The organism is Bradyrhizobium sp. LMG 9283 (assembly GCF_045571415.1).
Classification (GTDB): domain Bacteria; phylum Pseudomonadota; class Alphaproteobacteria; order Rhizobiales; family Xanthobacteraceae; genus Bradyrhizobium.
In genome coordinates, this window is the sequence record NZ_CP120691.1 from 5,078,043 (window position 1) to 5,093,116 (window position 15,074).

16 protein-coding genes and 1 pseudogene are annotated in these 15,074 nt (G+C 65.0%); 5 read left to right on the forward strand and 12 right to left on the reverse strand.

What is annotated here, in order from left to right:
* Window positions 1-2 precede the first annotated feature (2 nt).
* From P6U29_RS24055 to P6U29_RS24090, 8 genes are all read right to left on the reverse strand, one after another.
* Window positions 3-890 carry a YicC/YloC family endoribonuclease gene (locus tag P6U29_RS24055; protein ID WP_407112597.1) on the reverse strand — a complete coding sequence of 296 codons (888 nt, stop codon included), beginning with the start codon at window positions 888-890 and terminating at the stop codon, window positions 3-5.
* 113 nt (window positions 891-1,003) lie between these two features.
* Window positions 1,004-2,278 carry an endolytic transglycosylase MltG gene (mltG, locus tag P6U29_RS24060; protein ID WP_407112598.1) on the reverse strand — a complete coding sequence of 425 codons (1,275 nt, stop codon included), beginning with the start codon at window positions 2,276-2,278 and terminating at the stop codon, window positions 1,004-1,006.
* Window positions 2,279-2,402: 124 nt separating this feature from the next.
* Complete coding sequence (gene fabF, locus P6U29_RS24065) at window positions 2,403-3,668, reverse strand: beta-ketoacyl-ACP synthase II (RefSeq protein WP_407112599.1); 1,266 nt, start codon at window positions 3,666-3,668, stop codon at window positions 2,403-2,405.
* 108 nt (window positions 3,669-3,776) lie between these two features.
* A complete protein-coding gene (locus P6U29_RS24070) occupies window positions 3,777-4,016 on the reverse strand; it encodes an acyl carrier protein (protein WP_008551805.1) in 240 nt (79 codons plus the stop codon).
* Between the two features lie 311 nt (window positions 4,017-4,327).
* On the reverse strand, window positions 4,328-5,065 hold the full coding sequence (fabG, locus tag P6U29_RS24075; RefSeq protein ID WP_407112600.1) for a 3-oxoacyl-[acyl-carrier-protein] reductase: 738 nt from the start codon (window positions 5,063-5,065) through the stop codon (window positions 4,328-4,330).
* 11 nt (window positions 5,066-5,076) lie between these two features.
* The gene (gene fabD / locus P6U29_RS24080; protein WP_407119412.1) at window positions 5,077-6,036 is read right to left on the reverse strand and encodes an ACP S-malonyltransferase; all 960 of its coding nucleotides are present in this window, start codon (window positions 6,034-6,036) and stop codon (window positions 5,077-5,079) included.
* A gap of 173 nt (window positions 6,037-6,209) precedes the next feature.
* On the reverse strand, window positions 6,210-7,235 hold the full coding sequence (locus tag P6U29_RS24085) for a fatty acid desaturase family protein (RefSeq protein WP_407112601.1): 1,026 nt from the start codon (window positions 7,233-7,235) through the stop codon (window positions 6,210-6,212).
* Between the two features lie 3 nt (window positions 7,236-7,238).
* The gene (locus tag P6U29_RS24090; protein ID WP_407112602.1) at window positions 7,239-7,943 is read right to left on the reverse strand and encodes a TetR/AcrR family transcriptional regulator C-terminal domain-containing protein; all 705 of its coding nucleotides are present in this window, start codon (window positions 7,941-7,943) and stop codon (window positions 7,239-7,241) included.
* A gap of 345 nt (window positions 7,944-8,288) precedes the next feature.
* On the opposite strand from P6U29_RS24090, the gene rpsF reads away from it, so the two are divergent.
* The 4 genes from rpsF to rplI all read left to right on the forward strand — a co-directional run bounded on the left by rpsF (window position 8,289) and on the right by rplI (window position 10,763).
* Window positions 8,289-8,756, forward strand: a complete 468-nt coding sequence (rpsF, locus tag P6U29_RS24095; protein WP_407112603.1) for a 30S ribosomal protein S6 — start codon at window positions 8,289-8,291, stop codon at window positions 8,754-8,756.
* A 5-nt stretch (window positions 8,757-8,761) separates the two neighbouring features.
* Window positions 8,762-9,001, forward strand: coding sequence for a 30S ribosomal protein S18 (gene rpsR / locus P6U29_RS24100; RefSeq protein WP_007592020.1), 240 nt, complete (start codon window positions 8,762-8,764; stop codon window positions 8,999-9,001).
* A gap of 133 nt (window positions 9,002-9,134) precedes the next feature.
* Window positions 9,135-10,115: a hypothetical protein gene (locus P6U29_RS24105; RefSeq protein ID WP_407112604.1), complete on the forward strand. Its 981-nt coding sequence runs from the start codon at window positions 9,135-9,137 to the stop codon at window positions 10,113-10,115.
* A 48-nt stretch (window positions 10,116-10,163) separates the two neighbouring features.
* Window positions 10,164-10,763, forward strand: coding sequence for a 50S ribosomal protein L9 (rplI, locus tag P6U29_RS24110; RefSeq protein ID WP_407112605.1), 600 nt, complete (start codon window positions 10,164-10,166; stop codon window positions 10,761-10,763).
* A gap of 125 nt (window positions 10,764-10,888) precedes the next feature.
* Here the strand turns inward: rplI and P6U29_RS24115 are convergent.
* From P6U29_RS24115 to P6U29_RS24125, 3 genes and pseudogenes are all read right to left on the reverse strand, one after another.
* Window positions 10,889-11,294: pseudogene (locus tag P6U29_RS24115) on the reverse strand (PaaI family thioesterase).
* An 11-nt stretch (window positions 11,295-11,305) separates the two neighbouring features.
* Window positions 11,306-11,902: a TetR/AcrR family transcriptional regulator gene (locus P6U29_RS24120; RefSeq protein WP_407112606.1), complete on the reverse strand. Its 597-nt coding sequence runs from the start codon at window positions 11,900-11,902 to the stop codon at window positions 11,306-11,308.
* A gap of 110 nt (window positions 11,903-12,012) precedes the next feature.
* The gene (locus tag P6U29_RS24125) at window positions 12,013-12,993 is read right to left on the reverse strand and encodes a hypothetical protein (protein ID WP_407112607.1); all 981 of its coding nucleotides are present in this window, start codon (window positions 12,991-12,993) and stop codon (window positions 12,013-12,015) included.
* 279 nt (window positions 12,994-13,272) lie between these two features.
* Here P6U29_RS24125 and P6U29_RS24130 point away from each other — a divergent pair, with 279 nt between their 5' ends.
* On the forward strand, window positions 13,273-14,523 hold the full coding sequence (locus P6U29_RS24130) for a class I SAM-dependent methyltransferase (RefSeq protein ID WP_407112608.1): 1,251 nt from the start codon (window positions 13,273-13,275) through the stop codon (window positions 14,521-14,523).
* 40 nt (window positions 14,524-14,563) lie between these two features.
* Here the strand turns inward: P6U29_RS24130 and P6U29_RS24135 are convergent, their stop codons facing one another.
* Window positions 14,564-14,770: a transcriptional regulator gene (locus P6U29_RS24135; protein WP_407112609.1), complete on the reverse strand. Its 207-nt coding sequence runs from the start codon at window positions 14,768-14,770 to the stop codon at window positions 14,564-14,566.
* Window positions 14,771-15,074: the final 304 nt, after the last annotated feature.

Sequence of the window (15,074 nt, forward strand, 5' to 3'; positions counted from 1 at the left end):
GATCACTCCAGATTCTGGACCTGCTCGCGGAATTGTTCGACCACGTTCTTCATGGCCAGCCCCGTGTTGGTCAGCTCGATATCGTTCGACTTCGAGCAGCAGGTGTTGACCTCGCGGTGAAACTCCTGCGCCAGGAAGTCGAGCTTGCGCCCGATCGGGCCGCCCTTGCCGATCAGCTCGCGCGCCTGCGCGATGTGCGAGGCGATGCGGTCGAGTTCCTCGCGGATGTCGGCCTTGGTCGCGATCAGGATCGCCTCCTGCATCAGGCGATCGGCGTCAAAACGATCGGAGGTGTCGAGCAGCGTAGCTATCTGCTCAGCGAGCTTGGCCTTGATCGCCTCCGGTTTGCGGCCGGGCGCGGCCTCGGCCTTCTTGGCCAGCTGCTCAATCTCGTCGACGCGCTGGGTCAAAATCTGCCCCAGCGACGTGCCCTCGCGCTTGCGCATCGCGACGAGGTCGGCGAGCGCCTTGTCGAAGGCGTCGGCTGCAGCGGCACGCGCGGCTTTGTCCTCCTCCTCGTCACCCTCGGGCTCGGCGACCTCGACGACACCCTTGATGGCGAGCAGGCCGTCGATGCTCGGCGCCACCGCGTCGACCTTGCCGGAAATCAGCGCGGCGGCCTTGAGGACCGCGTTGAGCACGTCCTCGTTGACGCGCACCGTAGCGGCGGCGTCGGTGCGCTTGACGTTGAGATTGGCGTAGACGGTGCCGCGCGAGAGCAGCTCGCCGGCGCGCTTCTTGGCATGAGCCTCGAGCTCGTCGAACCCCTGTGGGAGGCGCACCCTGAGGTCAAAGCCCTTGGCGTTGACCGACTTCAATTCCCATTCGAACGTGTAAGGCCCGCTCGCGCCGTGGCTTCGGGCAAAGCCGGTCATGGACGACAGCGCCATCAGTTCAGATTCTCCAGGAACACGGGATTCGCGAGGCCATCAAGCCACGCGAATCTTAAGACTATTTTGCCGGAAAGTGGAATCCGCAATGTCCGCAGGTAAGGTCCGCGAGCCTAGCGCTGGACCACCGGCGGCGAGGACTGGACCGCGCCCTGCCGGGCCGGCGCGGGATTGGCCGGGCGCGCCGCCGGCGGCTTCTTCTGCTGGTTGGGCCGCGCCGGCGTGGTCGCAGTCGGCGTGTCGGCAGGTCCGGGCGCGGCGGCGGCCGGCGGCTGCGCGTCCTCGGCCGGCTCGACCGTATCGTTCTGGATCTGCTTCTCCATCGCGCGCAGCTTCGCGACGTTCTTCTGGTGCGCGTCGTAGGTCTCGGTGAAGGCGTGCCCGCCGGTGCCGTCCGCGACGAAATAGAGGTCGCGGGTGCGGGCCGGATTGGCGGCGGCTTCGAGCGAGGCCCGGCCCGGATTGGAGATTGGGCCCGGCGGCAGCCCCTCGATCACATAGGTGTTGTACGGCGAGGGCTGCGTGATCTCGCTGCGCTTGATCGGCCGGCCCAGTGTGCCCTTGCCGCCGACGAGCCCATAGATGATCGTGGGATCAGACTGCAGCTTGATCCGCTGCTTGAGGCGGTTGACGAACACCGCGGCGACGCGGCTGCGCTCATCGGGCTTGCCGGTTTCCTTCTCGATGATGGATGCCAGCGTGACCAGCTGCTCCGGCGTCTTGACCGGAATGTCCTGATTGCGGCGCTCCCAGATCTCCGCCAGCACGCGCTTGTGCGCCTGCTGCATGCGCTGGATCACCTGCTCGCGCGGGGTGCCGCGCGGGAATTTGTAGGTCTCCGGCAACAGCGTGCCTTCGCGCGGCAGCTCACGCACGCTGCCGGTGAAGATGTCGTTGTCGGACAGCCGCGCCACGATCTGCTCGGAGGTCAGGCCTTCCGGAATCGTGACGGCATGCTGCACCACCTTGCCCTCGACGATGGTGGCGATCACGTCGCGCAGCGACGCGTTCTTCTGGAAGGAATACTCACCCGGCTTGAGGTCCGAGCTCGCCTTCAACGCGGCGACGCTGGCGATGAACACCCAGGGATTGACATCGGTCACGCCTTCCCGGTTCAGCGTCTCGGCAATGTCGCGCTTGCCCGCACGCTGCGGGATGTTGACGATCTTGTCCTCTTTCAGTGGTCCGGGCGCCTCGAGCACCTGCCGGCCGTAATAATAGATTCCGCCGGCGCCGAGCATGATGATCAGCACAAGGGTGATGATGGCGTTGCCGACGATCACGAGCGGGTTGCGCGCGCGGTCCGACCGCTTGGGCGGCGGCGGGAGCTGCTCGGGCTCGAGCGCGGCCCGCGGGCTCCGGGGTGAAATGGGCGGCCTTTCACTCATCGAAACAACCTGAATCCTGCCGGTTCAATCGCGGCCCGACAATCGCTTGCCCTGCCAAAATGCACGCCCACGTCCATGACTATCGCCGAATACGGCAAAACGGTGGATTCGTCTCAAACGCAAACTAACTGGCCAAACGCCGGACGATCACCGACGCATTGGTACCGCCAAAACCAAAAGAGTTCGACAATGCGACGTTGACCTCACGCTGCTTCGCCTTGTGCGGCACGAGATCGATCGCGGTCTCGACCGACGGATTGTCGAGATTGATCGTCGGCGGCACGACATTATCGCGAATCGCGAGAATGGCGAAGATCGCTTCGATCGCGCCGGCGGCGCCGAGGAGATGGCCGGTCGACGACTTGGTCGAGGACATCGCAACCTTGGAGGCGGCATTGCCGAGCAGACGCTCGACCGCACCGAGCTCGATCTCGTCGCCGAGCGGCGTTGAGGTGCCGTGCGCGTTGATGTAGTCGAGATCGGACGGCGTCAGGCCGGCGCGCTTGAGCGCCGCCGACATGCTGCGGAAGCCGCCATCGCCGTCGGGCGACGGCGAGGTGATGTGGTAGGCGTCGCCGGACAGGCCGTAGCCGATCACCTCGGCATAGATCCTGGCGCCGCGGCGCCTGGCGTGCTCGAGCTCTTCCAGCACGAGGACGCCGGCGCCCTCGCCCATCACGAAGCCGTCGCGGTCCTTGTCATAGGGACGCGAGGCCTTCTCGGGCGTCTCGTTGAAACCGGTCGAGAGCGCACGCGCGGCGTTGAAGCCGGCAATGCCGATGCGGCTGATCGGCGACTCGGCGCCGCCTGCGACCATCACGTCGGCATCGCCGAGCGCGATCAGGCGGGCAGCATCGCCGACCGCGTGCGCACCGGTCGAGCAGGCCGTGACAACCGAATGGTTCGGCCCCTTCAACCCGTGCGCGATCGAGACGTAGCCGGAAGCGAGATTGATCAGGCGACCCGGAATGAAGAACGGCGAGACCCGGCGCGGCCCGCGCTCCTTCAAGAGGATCGCGGTATCGGCGATGCCGTTGAGGCCGCCGATGCCGGACCCGATCATGGTGCCGGTCGCGCACTTGTCCTCTTCGGTCTCGGGATGCCAGTCGGCATCGTCGAGCGCCTGGCCGGCCGCGGCCATGCCGAAGATGATGAAGTCGTCGACCTTGCGCTGGTCCTTCGGCTCCATCCACTTGTCGGGATTGAAGCTGTCGTTCGCCCCGTCGCCGCGCACGACCGTGCAGGCGATCTTGGTCTGAAGATCGGAGACATCGAAGCTCTCGATTCTGCGCGCACCGCTTTCGCCGTTTAGGATGCGCTTCCAGGTCGGCTCGACGCCACAGCCGAGTGGCGAGACCATGCCGAGACCCGTGACGACGACCCGCCTCATATCCGAAAACTCCGCATCGAAAGATTCACGGCCAATAACAAGAAACCGGCTGACCGCTGCGAAGCGGCCCGTCCGGTTTCAATGTTGTCCCCGCGAAAATGAAGAGCCTTAGCTCTTCGCGTTCTTCTCGAGAAACTTCGTGGCATCGCCGACGGTAAGAATCGTTTCCGCGGCGTCGTCCGGAATCTCGCAACCGAATTCCTCTTCGAACGCCATCACCAGCTCGACGGTATCCAGACTGTCGGCGCCGAGGTCGTCGATGAAGCTCGCGTTGTCGACAACCTTCTCGGGTTCAACACCAAGGTGTTCGACCACGATCTTCTTAACCCGCTCGCCAATGTCACTCATTGCTTAACCTCGTGTTGTTCCCTGTAGACCCGACCCCCCGGGACGATACGAGCCGTCGTGGTCGTTTGACTGCCTTCGCTTACGAACTTTGATGTGGCCCATCCTAACCGATGCGGCCCCGGCGAACGACGGCCAAAGGCTCCGCATCGCCAATATACAGGGTTTCAAAAACCTGCAATGGCGTTCTTTGCCCATCCGTTGAAGGTCCGGTTATCATACTTCAATTGCCTTGACTACAAGCCTCATTTCGCTCCGGAAACGGCCGTTGCCGCATGCCGCACCGCCCCTGAGAGGCGGCGCGGCACACAGCGTCAGATCATGGCCATGCCGCCGTTGACGTGGATGGTCTGGCCGGTGACATAGGCCGCTTCGTTCGAGCTCAGGTAGACCGCAGCTGCCGCGATGTCCTCGGGCGTCCCCAGGCGGGCGGCCGGAACCTTGGTCAGAATCGTTTCGCGCTGCTTGTCGTTGAGCGCATCCGTCATCGGCGTCTTGATGAAGCCGGGCGCGATGCAGTTCGCGGTGACGCCACGCTTGGCGTATTCGGCACCGAGCGTCTTGATCATGCCGATCAGGCCTGCCTTCGACGCAGTATAATTACCCTGCCCCGGATTACCGGTGACACCGACGACAGAAGTGATGGCGATGATGCGGCCAAAGCGCTTGCGCATCATCAGCTTGGTCGCGGCGCGCGCCAGGCGGAAGGTCGCGGTCAGATTGACGTTGATGACCTCGTCCCAGTCCTCGTCACGGAGTTGCACGAAGAGGTTGTCGCGCGTGATGCCGGCATTGGCGATGAGAATGTCGACCTGGCCCATCGCCGCTTCCGCAGCCGGCACCAGCGCCTCGACCTCGTCGGCCTTGGAGAGATTGCATGGCAGCACATGGGCGCGCTCGCCGAGCTTGCCCGCAAGCTCGTCCAGAACCTCCTTCCGCGTCCCCGATATCGCGACGGTGGCGCCCTGCGCGTGCAGCGCCTGCGCGATCGCGCCGCCGATGCCGCCGGTCGCGCCGGTGACGAGCGCCTTTCGGCCAGTCAGATCGAACATTGATGACTCCTTCAAGCCTGCTTTGCAGCGGCCAATGCATCCTTGGCGGCGGCAATATCGTTCGGACCGCCGACCGCAATGCCGACGGCACCATCCGCAATGCGCTTGACGAGACCCGTCAGCACCTTGCCGGCGCCGATCTCGAAGAAGCGGGTGACGCCCTGCCCGGCCATATAGGCGACCGACTCGCGCCAGCGCACCGTGCCGGTGACCTGCTCGACCAGGCGGCGGCGGATCTCGTCGGGATCGCTGATGGCGCTCGCCAGCACGTTCGACACCAGCGGCGCCGCCGGCGCCTTGATCGTGACCTTCGAGAGCGCCTCCGCCATGGCGTCAGCGGCCGGCTGCATCAGCTTGCAATGGAACGGCGCAGACACCGGCAGCAGCATCGCGCGCTTGGCGCCCTTGGCCTTGGCAATCTCGACGGCGCGATCGACCGCGGCCTTGTCGCCTGAAACCACCACCTGCCCGCCGCCATTGTCGTTGGCGGCCTGGCAGACCTGCCCCTGCGCCGCCTCGCCAGCAACCTCCATGGCGGCCTCATAGTCGAGACCGAGCAGCGCGGCCATCGCGCCGGCGCCGACAGGGACGGCCTTTTGCATTGCGAGACCGCGGGTGCGAAGCAGACGGGCGGTATCCGAAACCGTCAGGCTGCCGGCCGCGGCCAGCGCCGAATATTCACCAAGCGAATGGCCGGCAACGAAGGCCGCGTCTCGTCCCACGGAAAACCCTGCCTCTGCCTCGAGCACGCGCAGGGTGGCGATAGACACCGCCATCAGCGCCGGCTGCGCGTTCTCGGTGAGCTGGAGGGTTTCAGCCGGACCGTCCCAGATGATGGCCGTCAGCTTCTCCCCAAGCGCGGCATCGACCTCGTCGAACACGGCGCGCGCCACTGGGAAGGCGTCGGCCAGGGCCTTGCCCATGCCGACCGCCTGGGAACCCTGCCCAGGAAATGTGAATGCAGCCGTCATCGGCGCTCCCTGCGTGTCAGGCATGATCCCTCTCGAGAACCGGCAGCCGATTACGCACGGCCTTGGGCCATGGTTCCGGATCATGCTCCAAAGGGGGCCGTAGACACCGTCCGGGGCCGCACTGTCAAGCCGAGACGGGAACTTGGACCAGCATTCAACGTGGAATGCGCCCTTTAGAACCCGCCGGCAGTCTGGTTGGGATCGACTTCCGCCCCGGCGCGCGCGCGGCGTGCACTGTTGACAAGTTGCCCCGGCCGATCCTCGCGGTTTGGCTTTGCCGTCGCCAGCCGCAGCACCGCCGCGTAATTCGGCTGCACTTCCATGCGGCCGGCGTACCGGCTCGCGCTCAGCAGGCGATGCACCTTCGGCAGATTGTAACAGGGCACATAGAACAAGAGATGGTGCTCGAGGTGATAGTTCACGTAGTACGGCGCGATGAACAGGCGCTCGAGAAAATTGGCATGCGTGGTGCGGGTGTTGCGCAAGGGATCATTGCTGTCAGGAACGACGGCGTGCTCGGCGATGTTGCGGATGCGGGTGATGACCATCATCCAGGTCAGCAGCGGCACCAGCCAGAGCAACGGATAGGCCCACCACACGCCAGCCGCAGTGAGCGCCGCAAACATGATCGCATTGACCACGCATTGCGGGCCAAGCATCTGCCAGAAATGCGCCGCTCGCTGGCGCCACGACCAGTCCTTTGGCCCGAGCGCGTTGAGCAACTGCGCCTTGCGCTGCTGGTAGCCGGTCTGCCCGGTGATATCGCGAATGAACTTGCGGCGGTAGCTCAGCTTGGTGATCGGAAACGGCGCCGACAGCACGAGATCGGGATCGTCCTCCTGCTGAGTGCGCGCATGATGTTGAACGTGATAGCGCCGGTAGCTACGCGTCTCCGCAAACAGCGGATAGGCGCAGAACCACTGGCTCAAGGCCAGGTTGGTTTTCTCGTCGGCGGACAGGCAGCCGTGGGCGCCGTCATGCATCAGGATCGCAAGGCCGAGCTGACGCGAGCCGATGATGGCGACGGCGAAGATATAGGTGATCGGATTGGGCCACCACGCGACCAGAGCGATCGCTCCTGAAATCAGCGCCCAGGCGTGCGCGATCAGCGCAGCGCCTTTCCACGTCACGCGCTGGCGCACGTCAGCCAATTGATCATCGGTCAGGAAATCGCGGGCACGCATGCGAAGCGCAGTCATGGCCTAACCCTCTCCATTCGAATTGCTGGATGCGTCGCGCTCCTCGACGAGACGCAGGCGCCCGGTGTCTTCAGTGGATTTCGCCTGCTCGCCCAGCACGCGCAGCATCTCGGTGCAGAGCTCCTCGGGCGAACGGCCCATGGCGTAGCCTTCGAGAATGACGCCGATGGCGACCGCCCAGAAGCGCCGCGAACTTTCGTCGGGCGCGCGCAGCGAACGCCAGCCGTGCCGCTCGACCTGGGCCGCATAGGCGCGCGCGCCTTCGCTGTGCAGGCGCTCGATGGTACGTTCGACCAGCGGCGCGAGATCCTGGCGACGACGCGTCAATGTCAGTGCTTCGGCGAAGAAGGTGACCGAATCGCTCGCCGTCACGGTCCCGGCTAGCGCGTGGGTGTATTCCCGGGGCGTGCGCGCCTTCAGCGCCGCCTGCTCGGTCGCGCGCGCCAGATACAAGAGATCGCGGCAGGCGCACTCGACGAACAGCGCCTCCTTGGTGCGGAAGTAATAGGTGATCTGGCTCGGAAATGCGTTCGCGGCGGCCGCAATGTCGGTGATCGCCGTGCCGGACAGCCCCCGCTCCCGAAATAGCGGGCTCGCAGCATCCAGGAGCAGCGACCGCATTTTGCGGCCGGCCGAGCGCGTCGCACGCGCGGCGTGCTTGGGGTCGCCTGCCGCCTCGAGCGGCGCATCGGCCGACGTTTCCGCCATGGAAGTCCTCTTCGTTGATTTATTTGTATGTCATACAAACAAATAGATCAAGCCAGAAAGTGGTGCGGGGAGGATGGTCTGACTCGTCGCGAAAGAAGGATCAGGACCGAAAATGCCCTTCCAACCTTGCAAAGCCAGCCAAAATCCGTATAAGGCGCCCATCCGCAGACCCCGGCCGGGAGCTGAACGGACGGTCTCAGCAAGTCATTCGTGATTTTGGTGTGGCAGGGCCAGTCGGCCCGTCGTCCCGTGTTTCCGCCTTCTGAGCTTGATCCCAGAGTCCTTTCCGAAGGTCTCTTAAGGGTTTGACGCCGGGCGATGCGCCAACATGAGGAAAGGACGTCCATGCCTCTTTACGAGCATGTTTTTCTCGCGCGTCAGGACGCGAGCCCGCAGCAGGTCGAAGAGCTGACTGCGCAGATGACCGGTATCGTCGAAGGTCTCGGCGGCAAAGTCACCAAGACCGAGAATTGGGGCGTGCGCTCCCTCACCTACCGCATGAACAAGAACCGCAAGGCGCACTTCGTGCTGCTCAACATCGACGCGCCGTCCGCGGCGATCGCCGAGATCGAGCGCCAGGAGCGCATCAGCGAGGACGTGATCCGCTATCTCAGCGTCCGCGTCGAGGAGCTCGAGGAAGGCCCGTCCGCGATGATGCGCAAGGCCGATCGCGATCGCGAGCGTGACGACCGCGGCGGCGGCTTCCGCGGCGAGCGCGAAGGCGGCTTCCGTGGCGACCGCGAGGGCGGTTTCCGCGGTGATCGCGGACCGCGCCGTCCGCGCGATGAAGTTGAAACCACGGATGGGGAGTAAGACCAATGGCTGAAGCTGGTGCACGTCGCCCGTTTTTCCGTCGTCGCAAGAGCTGCCCGTTCACGGGCGCCAATGCGCCGAAGATCGACTACAAGGACTCCAAGCTGCTGATGCGTTACGTCTCCGAGCGCGGCAAGATCGTACCGAGCCGCATCACCGCGGTGTCCGCGAAGAAGCAGCGTGAGCTCGCCCGCGCCATCAAGCGTGCGCGCTTCCTGGGTCTGCTGCCCTACGTCATTCGCTAAGACGACCAATTCGGCCGGCGGCCATCGCGCCGCCGGTCGCCACTTTCTGAACTCATAAGGCTTCCGGATCGTCCGGTCGCCGATGGTTGGGGCAAAAGACGCCTCTAACCGCTCGAAGGGAGCGGGACAGCTGATGATGGCCTTTGGACTGATAGCCCTGATCGCCGGCGCCGCGTCGGCCCTGATGTTCGCCTCAATCATCTCGGGCGCGCTGATCTCGCTCGTCCTGTTCTATCTCGCACCTCTGCCGTTGATGGTCGCCGCGATCGGCTGGGGACCGCTTTGCGCGAGCCTCGGCGGCATTGCCGCTGCGATCGGCCTCGGCGCCCTGTTCGGCCTGCCCTACTGCATCGCCTTCGCCGTCACCGTCGCGTTGCCCGCCTGGTGGCTCGGCCATCTCGTCCTGCTCGGTCGGCAGGTGGGAAGTGTCGCGACGGACGCCACCACCGCCGAACCGCCGGCCGAGCCCGAGATCGAGTGGTACCCGGTCGGCCGCATCCTGCTCTGGATCGCAGGCTTCGCCATGCTGACCACGATCGCCGCTCTGCTCACGCTCGGCACCGACGCCGAAACCATTACCGGCACGCTGCGGCGCGGCCTGATGCGCCTCCTCCGCGCCACCGACCCGCAGACCTCGGGCGAAGCCAGTCAGTTCGTCGACGCGCTGGTGCGCATCGCGCCAGCCGCCGCCACCATCATCGCGATGATGACGCTGACTCTCAACCTCTGGCTCAGCGCCAAGGTGACCGCGACGTCAGGCCGGCTGCGCCGTCCCTGGCCGGATCTGATGACCGCCGAGCTGCCGCCCATGACGCTGGTGGCGCTCTGCATCGCCCTCGCCCTCTGCTTCACTGGCGGGCTGCTCGCCATCGTCGCGCAGATCGCCACGGCCGCGCTGATGATGGGCTATGCGCTGACCGGTTTCGCCGTACTGCATACGCTCACGCTCGCGCTGAAGAGCCGCACGTTCTGGCTCGGCTCCACCTACGCCGTCGTCGTCGTGTTCGGATGGCCCGTGATCGCGATGGTGATCCTCGGCCTCGCGGATGCCGTGTTCGGCTTCCGCGAGCGCTTCCTGCGCAGCCGGCAGCCGCCACCACTGCCGACCCCGTAAAGTCACCCGAAACTGAAACTTACAGAGCACTTCAAAAGGAGAACGAATATGGAAGTCATTTTGCTGGAACGCGTCAACAAGCTCGGCCAGATGGGCGAAGTCGTGAAGGTTCGCGACGGCTACGCCCGCAATTTCCTGCTCAAGCGCGGCAAGGCGCTGCGCGCCACCGCCGACAACCGGGCCAAGTATGACGGCATGAAGGCCGAGCTCGAAGCCCGCAACCTCAAGGCCAAGGGCGAAGCGTCCAAGGTCGCCGAGAAGATCGAGGGCAAGAACATCATCGTGATCCGCCAGGCCTCCGAAGCCGGCCAGCTGTTCGGCTCGGTCACGGTGCGCGACCTCGTCGCCGCCTTCGAGACCGACGGCGTCCATCTCGACCGCCCGCAGGTGCAGCTCGACGCACCGATCAAGGTCATCGGCAAGCACACGGTCACCGTTGCGGTTCACCCCGAGGTCGAGGTCGAGATCACCGTGACCGTTGCGCGCAGCCAGGACGAGGCCGAGCGCATCAACCGCGGCGAGGACATCTCGACCCGGAACGAGGATCGCGATGCGGCCGCCGAGGCGATCGCCGCCGCCGGCGAGTTCTTCGATCCGGAAGCTCAGCACGAAGAGGTCGCGCCGGCGCCGGCTGCGGAAGAGAAGTAAGGCTACATGTACTGCACGTCATGCGCGGGCTTGACCCGCGCATCCATCACCAAAAAAAGACTCTTGTTGAAGGATGGATTGCCGGGTCAAGCCCGGCAATGACAAGCATCGAAAGCCCGGCCGCCTCAGGCGGCCGGGCTTTTCGTTTTGGCGGCGACGTCCTCGCTCAGCATCGCGATCGAGGCCAGCGCGGTTGCCGTGTGCTTCTCGACGCCATCGCTGACGCAGAACACGTCGGCCGCAACCACCGACACTTGGCGGCCCGGCTTGATCACCCTGGCACGGCAGATCAGCTTCTCCCCGACCGCCGGCGACAACAGATTGAGCTTGTATTCGGCCGTCAGCGCCGGCTGGCCGCGCGAGGTTGCGGCTGCGATCGTCGTGGCGTTGTCGACCAGGAAGGCGGTCACGCCGCCATGAAAGAAGCCGTGCTGCTGCAGCAGCTCCGGCCGGCGCTCCACCCTGCCGGCTGACATTGGTGTGGATGCGCTCGGCAATTGGCGCGAATTCCGGATCAGCTTCGACTCGCATGCGGTCTCTCCTTATTGCTTGTTGATCCGGTCGCATGGCCTCAGCGCACGATTGGCTAGGGCGATCAGCGCGTCGGCCTCAGTTCGCGGATCGGTGCGTTCGCGCCCCGACAGGTAGGCGCGGCAGAAGATCTGCGCCGGACCGATCAGCTGGCTGACGAACATCACCGGCGTCATCGGCAGAAGCTCGCCGCTTGCAACCAGCGGCGCGCGCCAGCGTTCAATGCCTTCGGCAAGCCGCGCATTCTGTGCGCGCTGGGCGTCGCGCACGTCCTCGCCCCATTCGCTGCGCGAGATCTCGAAGAGGTAGCGCGCCTCGCGCCGGCTGGTGACGACCCAGTCGAGGTGCGCCCGGATCAGGCGATCGATGCCCTGCTCCGCGTTGGGGACGGGATCAAGCGCGGCCAGCACCGCGGCGTGATAGTGCCGCAGGACCTCCAGAAACAGCGCGCCGGCGAGCTCTTTCTTCGAGCCGAAGACGTGAAAGAAGCTGCCATTGGAGGCGCGCGCCCGGGTGCGGATCGCGGCGACCGTCGCGGCTTCGAAGCCGACGCGATCGAACACCATCAGTCCGGCTGCCAACAGATCGTCTCGCACGCTGTTCGCCATCGGCGCCTCCTAGAGCATTACTCTAGAGCCCTACTCTAGTCCGGGTCAATACGATGCGAAGGCCGCGATGAAGGCGGCCTCCGCATATCGGTCTAAAGAACGTGGTGGGCTTAGCGCGAGATCGGCGGTGTCGGCGGACCGGATGATTCGGCTGGCGCCGCGGGCGGGGCTGCAGCGGCCGCGGGCGATGCCTGCTCCTGCTGCGACTTGGCCGCCGGTTCGGAGCTGGCCGCAGGCGCGGCCGGCTTGGAAGCAGCCTCTTCTGCCGGCTTGGGCGCCGGCTCGGCAGGCTTTGCGGCGGCAGGTGCAGCCGGCGTCGCTTGCGGGACGGGGTCGGGTCGTAATGCCGGAGCCTCGCGCGGGTCGACCTTCGCACTATCAGGCTTGGTCTCGGCGGGCTTCTCGGATGCCTTGCCACTATCGGGCTCGGCCTTGGCACTGTCGGGCTTGACGGTCTCAGGCTTGGCGGTCTCAGGCTTGGCGGTCTCAGGCTTGGACTCGCTCTTCTTGTCTTCGGTAGCCGGGGCGGCAGCATCGACCTTAGGGGCTTCCTCAGGCGCCTGCTTAGCGCGCCGCTTGCCTTTGCGTGCCTCGGGCGCTGCCTGTCCTTCCGGCTTGGCGCCGTCGTCGGCAGGCCGCGCCGCACGCTTCTGGCGCGCGCCCTCAGCGACCGGAGCGGCGCCCTCGCCCTCGGGCTTGGTGGCCTCTTGCGAGCGATGGCGGCGGCCCTGATGCTCAGGCGACTGGCCCGGAGCGGTGCTCGCTTCCTTCTCCTTAGCGCCGTCCTTCTTGCCATCCTTGGCCTGGTAGCGGGTGTCGGTGGCACCGTTCGAGACCAGGTAGGAGGCGAGGACGCCCGCCATGTCCGAACTCGTGGTGTAGTGCTGGCGCAGGAATCCCGGCAGCGAGCCCGGCGCCACGGATTTCAGAAGTCCGCGCGGGCTCTTGTGGCAGGCATTGCAGGTCTGCGCGAATAGCTGGGACGGGGTCTTGCCGGCCTCAAGGTTCGTCGCCTGCGCAAGAACGGAATCGGCCGCACCGAAGCCGATCAGAAGCAATACCGTCGCGAGGCTGAGCGCTCGGCTCGACATTCCCATTATCTCCGTTGAATTTAACGCGAATGCAGCCGGCATCCTACGCGGCGGCGGGTCACCTTTTAACCGATTGAGCCGCGAATGGAAGCAGGCCCCACGCGCAAGGACGTGACTAAGCAGTTTTCGAATATCGGCTTTGAGTACAGTGCAATAGCGCGGCCGGAACCGCCTCGCTACATTTAGATGCAAACGCATAGGAACCGCTGCGGCGCCTGGGCGTCAGATATGAAGGCCGGGTTAGTCGCATCTTTCGGGTTCGCTCGAGAGGAAGTGCCGATGGACCGCTTGTTGCGCAGATTCCTGTCTCAATTCATCCGCCGCGGGTCGATGACGGTGACCAGCGCAAGCGGATCGAAGTTTACCGTCGGCGACGGCTCTGGCGAGCCGGTGGCCGTGCGCTTCGTCACCGCGGACGCGGAGCGGAAGGTCCTCATCAATCCCGAGCTGGGGCTTGGCGAGGCCTATATGGACGGCGAGTTCGTGGTCGAACGCGGCACCATAGCTGATGCCCTCGCGATCCTGCTCGATCAACCCGACCTATTGCCGCAGTGGGCAAAACCCTGGTGGCACCTGCGCTACCTGACGCGACACCTGAAGCAGTTCAACCCGCGCTCGCGCTCTCGCAGCAATGTGGCGCACCACTACGATCTCGACGGCCGACTGTATTCGCTCTTTCTCGATGCCGACAAGCAATATAGCTGCGCCTATTTCGAAACGCCCGAGATGCCGCTGGACGACGCACAGCTTGCCAAGAAACGGCACATTGCGGCGAAGCTTCTCATCAAGGACGGCCAGCGGGTGCTCGACATCGGCTCCGGCTGGGGCGGCCTAGGGCTCTATCTCGCCGAGATCGCAGGCGCCGATGTCACCGGCGTCACGTTGTCGACCGAGCAGTTGCAGGTCGCCAATGCGCGCGCAGCCGAAAAGGGCCTGACGGCCTCGGCCAGATTCCTGCTCCAGGATTACCGCGACATTGACGGTAAGTTCGACCGCATCGTTTCGGTCGGCATGTTCGAACATGTCGGAGCAAGGTTCTACGACGCCTACTTCCAGCGCTGCGCCGAACTGCTGAGCGAGGACGGCGTCATGCTGCTGCATTCGATCGGCCGTTCGCAGGGCCCGGATTCGACCAATCCCTGGATCGCCAAATACATCTTCCCCGGCGGCTACATCCCCGCCCTATCGGAAGCGCTGCCGGCGATCGAGCGCGCGGGCCTCTTGGTCTGCGACATCGAAATTCTGCGCCTGCACTATGCCGAGACGCTGAAGGCCTGGCGGGAGCGCTTCATGGCGCGGCGCGAGGAGGCCGTGCAGCTCTACGATGAGCGCTTCGCCCTGATGTGGGAATTCTATCTGGCGGCCTGCGAGATGACGTTCCGCAAGCAAGCCATGATGAACTTCCAGATCCAGCTCACCCGTCGCCAGGGCGTGGTGCCGATGATCCGCGACTACATCCCGCGGGAGGAAGCCCGGCTGCGGGCGCGAGAAGGTGCGAGCAAGCCCTGGCTCAAGCTGGCTGGTGAATAGGGCCAAGTCCCCTATTGGGCCAAGTCCCTAGTCAGAGGTCCTAGTGACGCAGGCTCGAAATCTGAAGGGTCCGGAGGGAGGCCGTTAACGCCAGTTGCGCCCGCAATTCCAGCAGGATCTCGGGTGCGACCGGCTGGCGACGCACGTCAGGGCGTTCAGCGTGCTTCATGGCCGCGATCAATCCGGCCAGCCAAAGCCGGCTGCCTGCCTCGCTTCGCCAGTTCTGGTGCTGCCGTTCTGGCCGCATCGCTCGCCTCGTGTTCCTGTTGGCGGGGAAAGGGACAATCTCCGGCCCGCCTGTCTGTTCCGGCATTAGCCCCGAAAGAATCCGGGGAGATGTGATCTGCTTCACATAAGTCTGGTCGGGGCTGGCTTAGATGGCTGCCATGAGCAAAAAGACCCGAACCTCATTCGACGTGCAGGACGACCTCCGCACCGATTATGCCCTGATCGTCACCGGCGTTGGGGCGGCGCTGGTTGCGCTGGTCTACCTCCTGCTGGTCTGAACCCGAGCCGAAGCCGGCCAGCGTGCGTCAATTTCGCGCGCTCCT

What these genes read in the sequence shown, in the direction of transcription:
- P6U29_RS24055 (WP_407112597.1), bottom strand. Translation starts at nt 890, where the DNA reads ATGGCGCTGTCGTCCATGACCGGCTTTGCCCGAAGCCACGGCGCGAGC.
- mltG (WP_407112598.1), bottom strand. Translation starts at nt 2,278, where the DNA reads ATGAGTGAAAGGCCGCCCATTTCACCCCGGAGCCCGCGGGCCGCGCTC.
- fabF (WP_407112599.1), bottom strand. Translation starts at nt 3,668, where the DNA reads ATGAGGCGGGTCGTCGTCACGGGTCTCGGCATGGTCTCGCCACTCGGC.
- P6U29_RS24070 (WP_008551805.1), bottom strand. Translation starts at nt 4,016, where the DNA reads ATGAGTGACATTGGCGAGCGGGTTAAGAAGATCGTGGTCGAACACCTT.
- fabG (WP_407112600.1), bottom strand. Translation starts at nt 5,065, where the DNA reads ATGTTCGATCTGACTGGCCGAAAGGCGCTCGTCACCGGCGCGACCGGC.
- fabD (WP_407119412.1), bottom strand. Translation starts at nt 6,036, where the DNA reads ATGACGGCTGCATTCACATTTCCTGGGCAGGGTTCCCAGGCGGTCGGC.
- P6U29_RS24085 (WP_407112601.1), bottom strand. Translation starts at nt 7,235, where the DNA reads ATGACTGCGCTTCGCATGCGTGCCCGCGATTTCCTGACCGATGATCAA.
- P6U29_RS24090 (WP_407112602.1), bottom strand. Translation starts at nt 7,943, where the DNA reads ATGGCGGAAACGTCGGCCGATGCGCCGCTCGAGGCGGCAGGCGACCCC.
- rpsF (WP_407112603.1), top strand. Translation starts at nt 8,289, where the DNA reads ATGCCTCTTTACGAGCATGTTTTTCTCGCGCGTCAGGACGCGAGCCCG.
- rpsR (WP_007592020.1), top strand. Translation starts at nt 8,762, where the DNA reads ATGGCTGAAGCTGGTGCACGTCGCCCGTTTTTCCGTCGTCGCAAGAGC.
- P6U29_RS24105 (WP_407112604.1), top strand. Translation starts at nt 9,135, where the DNA reads ATGATGGCCTTTGGACTGATAGCCCTGATCGCCGGCGCCGCGTCGGCC.
- rplI (WP_407112605.1), top strand. Translation starts at nt 10,164, where the DNA reads ATGGAAGTCATTTTGCTGGAACGCGTCAACAAGCTCGGCCAGATGGGC.
- P6U29_RS24120 (WP_407112606.1), bottom strand. Translation starts at nt 11,902, where the DNA reads ATGGCGAACAGCGTGCGAGACGATCTGTTGGCAGCCGGACTGATGGTG.
- P6U29_RS24125 (WP_407112607.1), bottom strand. Translation starts at nt 12,993, where the DNA reads ATGTCGAGCCGAGCGCTCAGCCTCGCGACGGTATTGCTTCTGATCGGC.
- P6U29_RS24130 (WP_407112608.1), top strand. Translation starts at nt 13,273, where the DNA reads ATGGACCGCTTGTTGCGCAGATTCCTGTCTCAATTCATCCGCCGCGGG.
- P6U29_RS24135 (WP_407112609.1), bottom strand. Translation starts at nt 14,770, where the DNA reads ATGCGGCCAGAACGGCAGCACCAGAACTGGCGAAGCGAGGCAGGCAGC.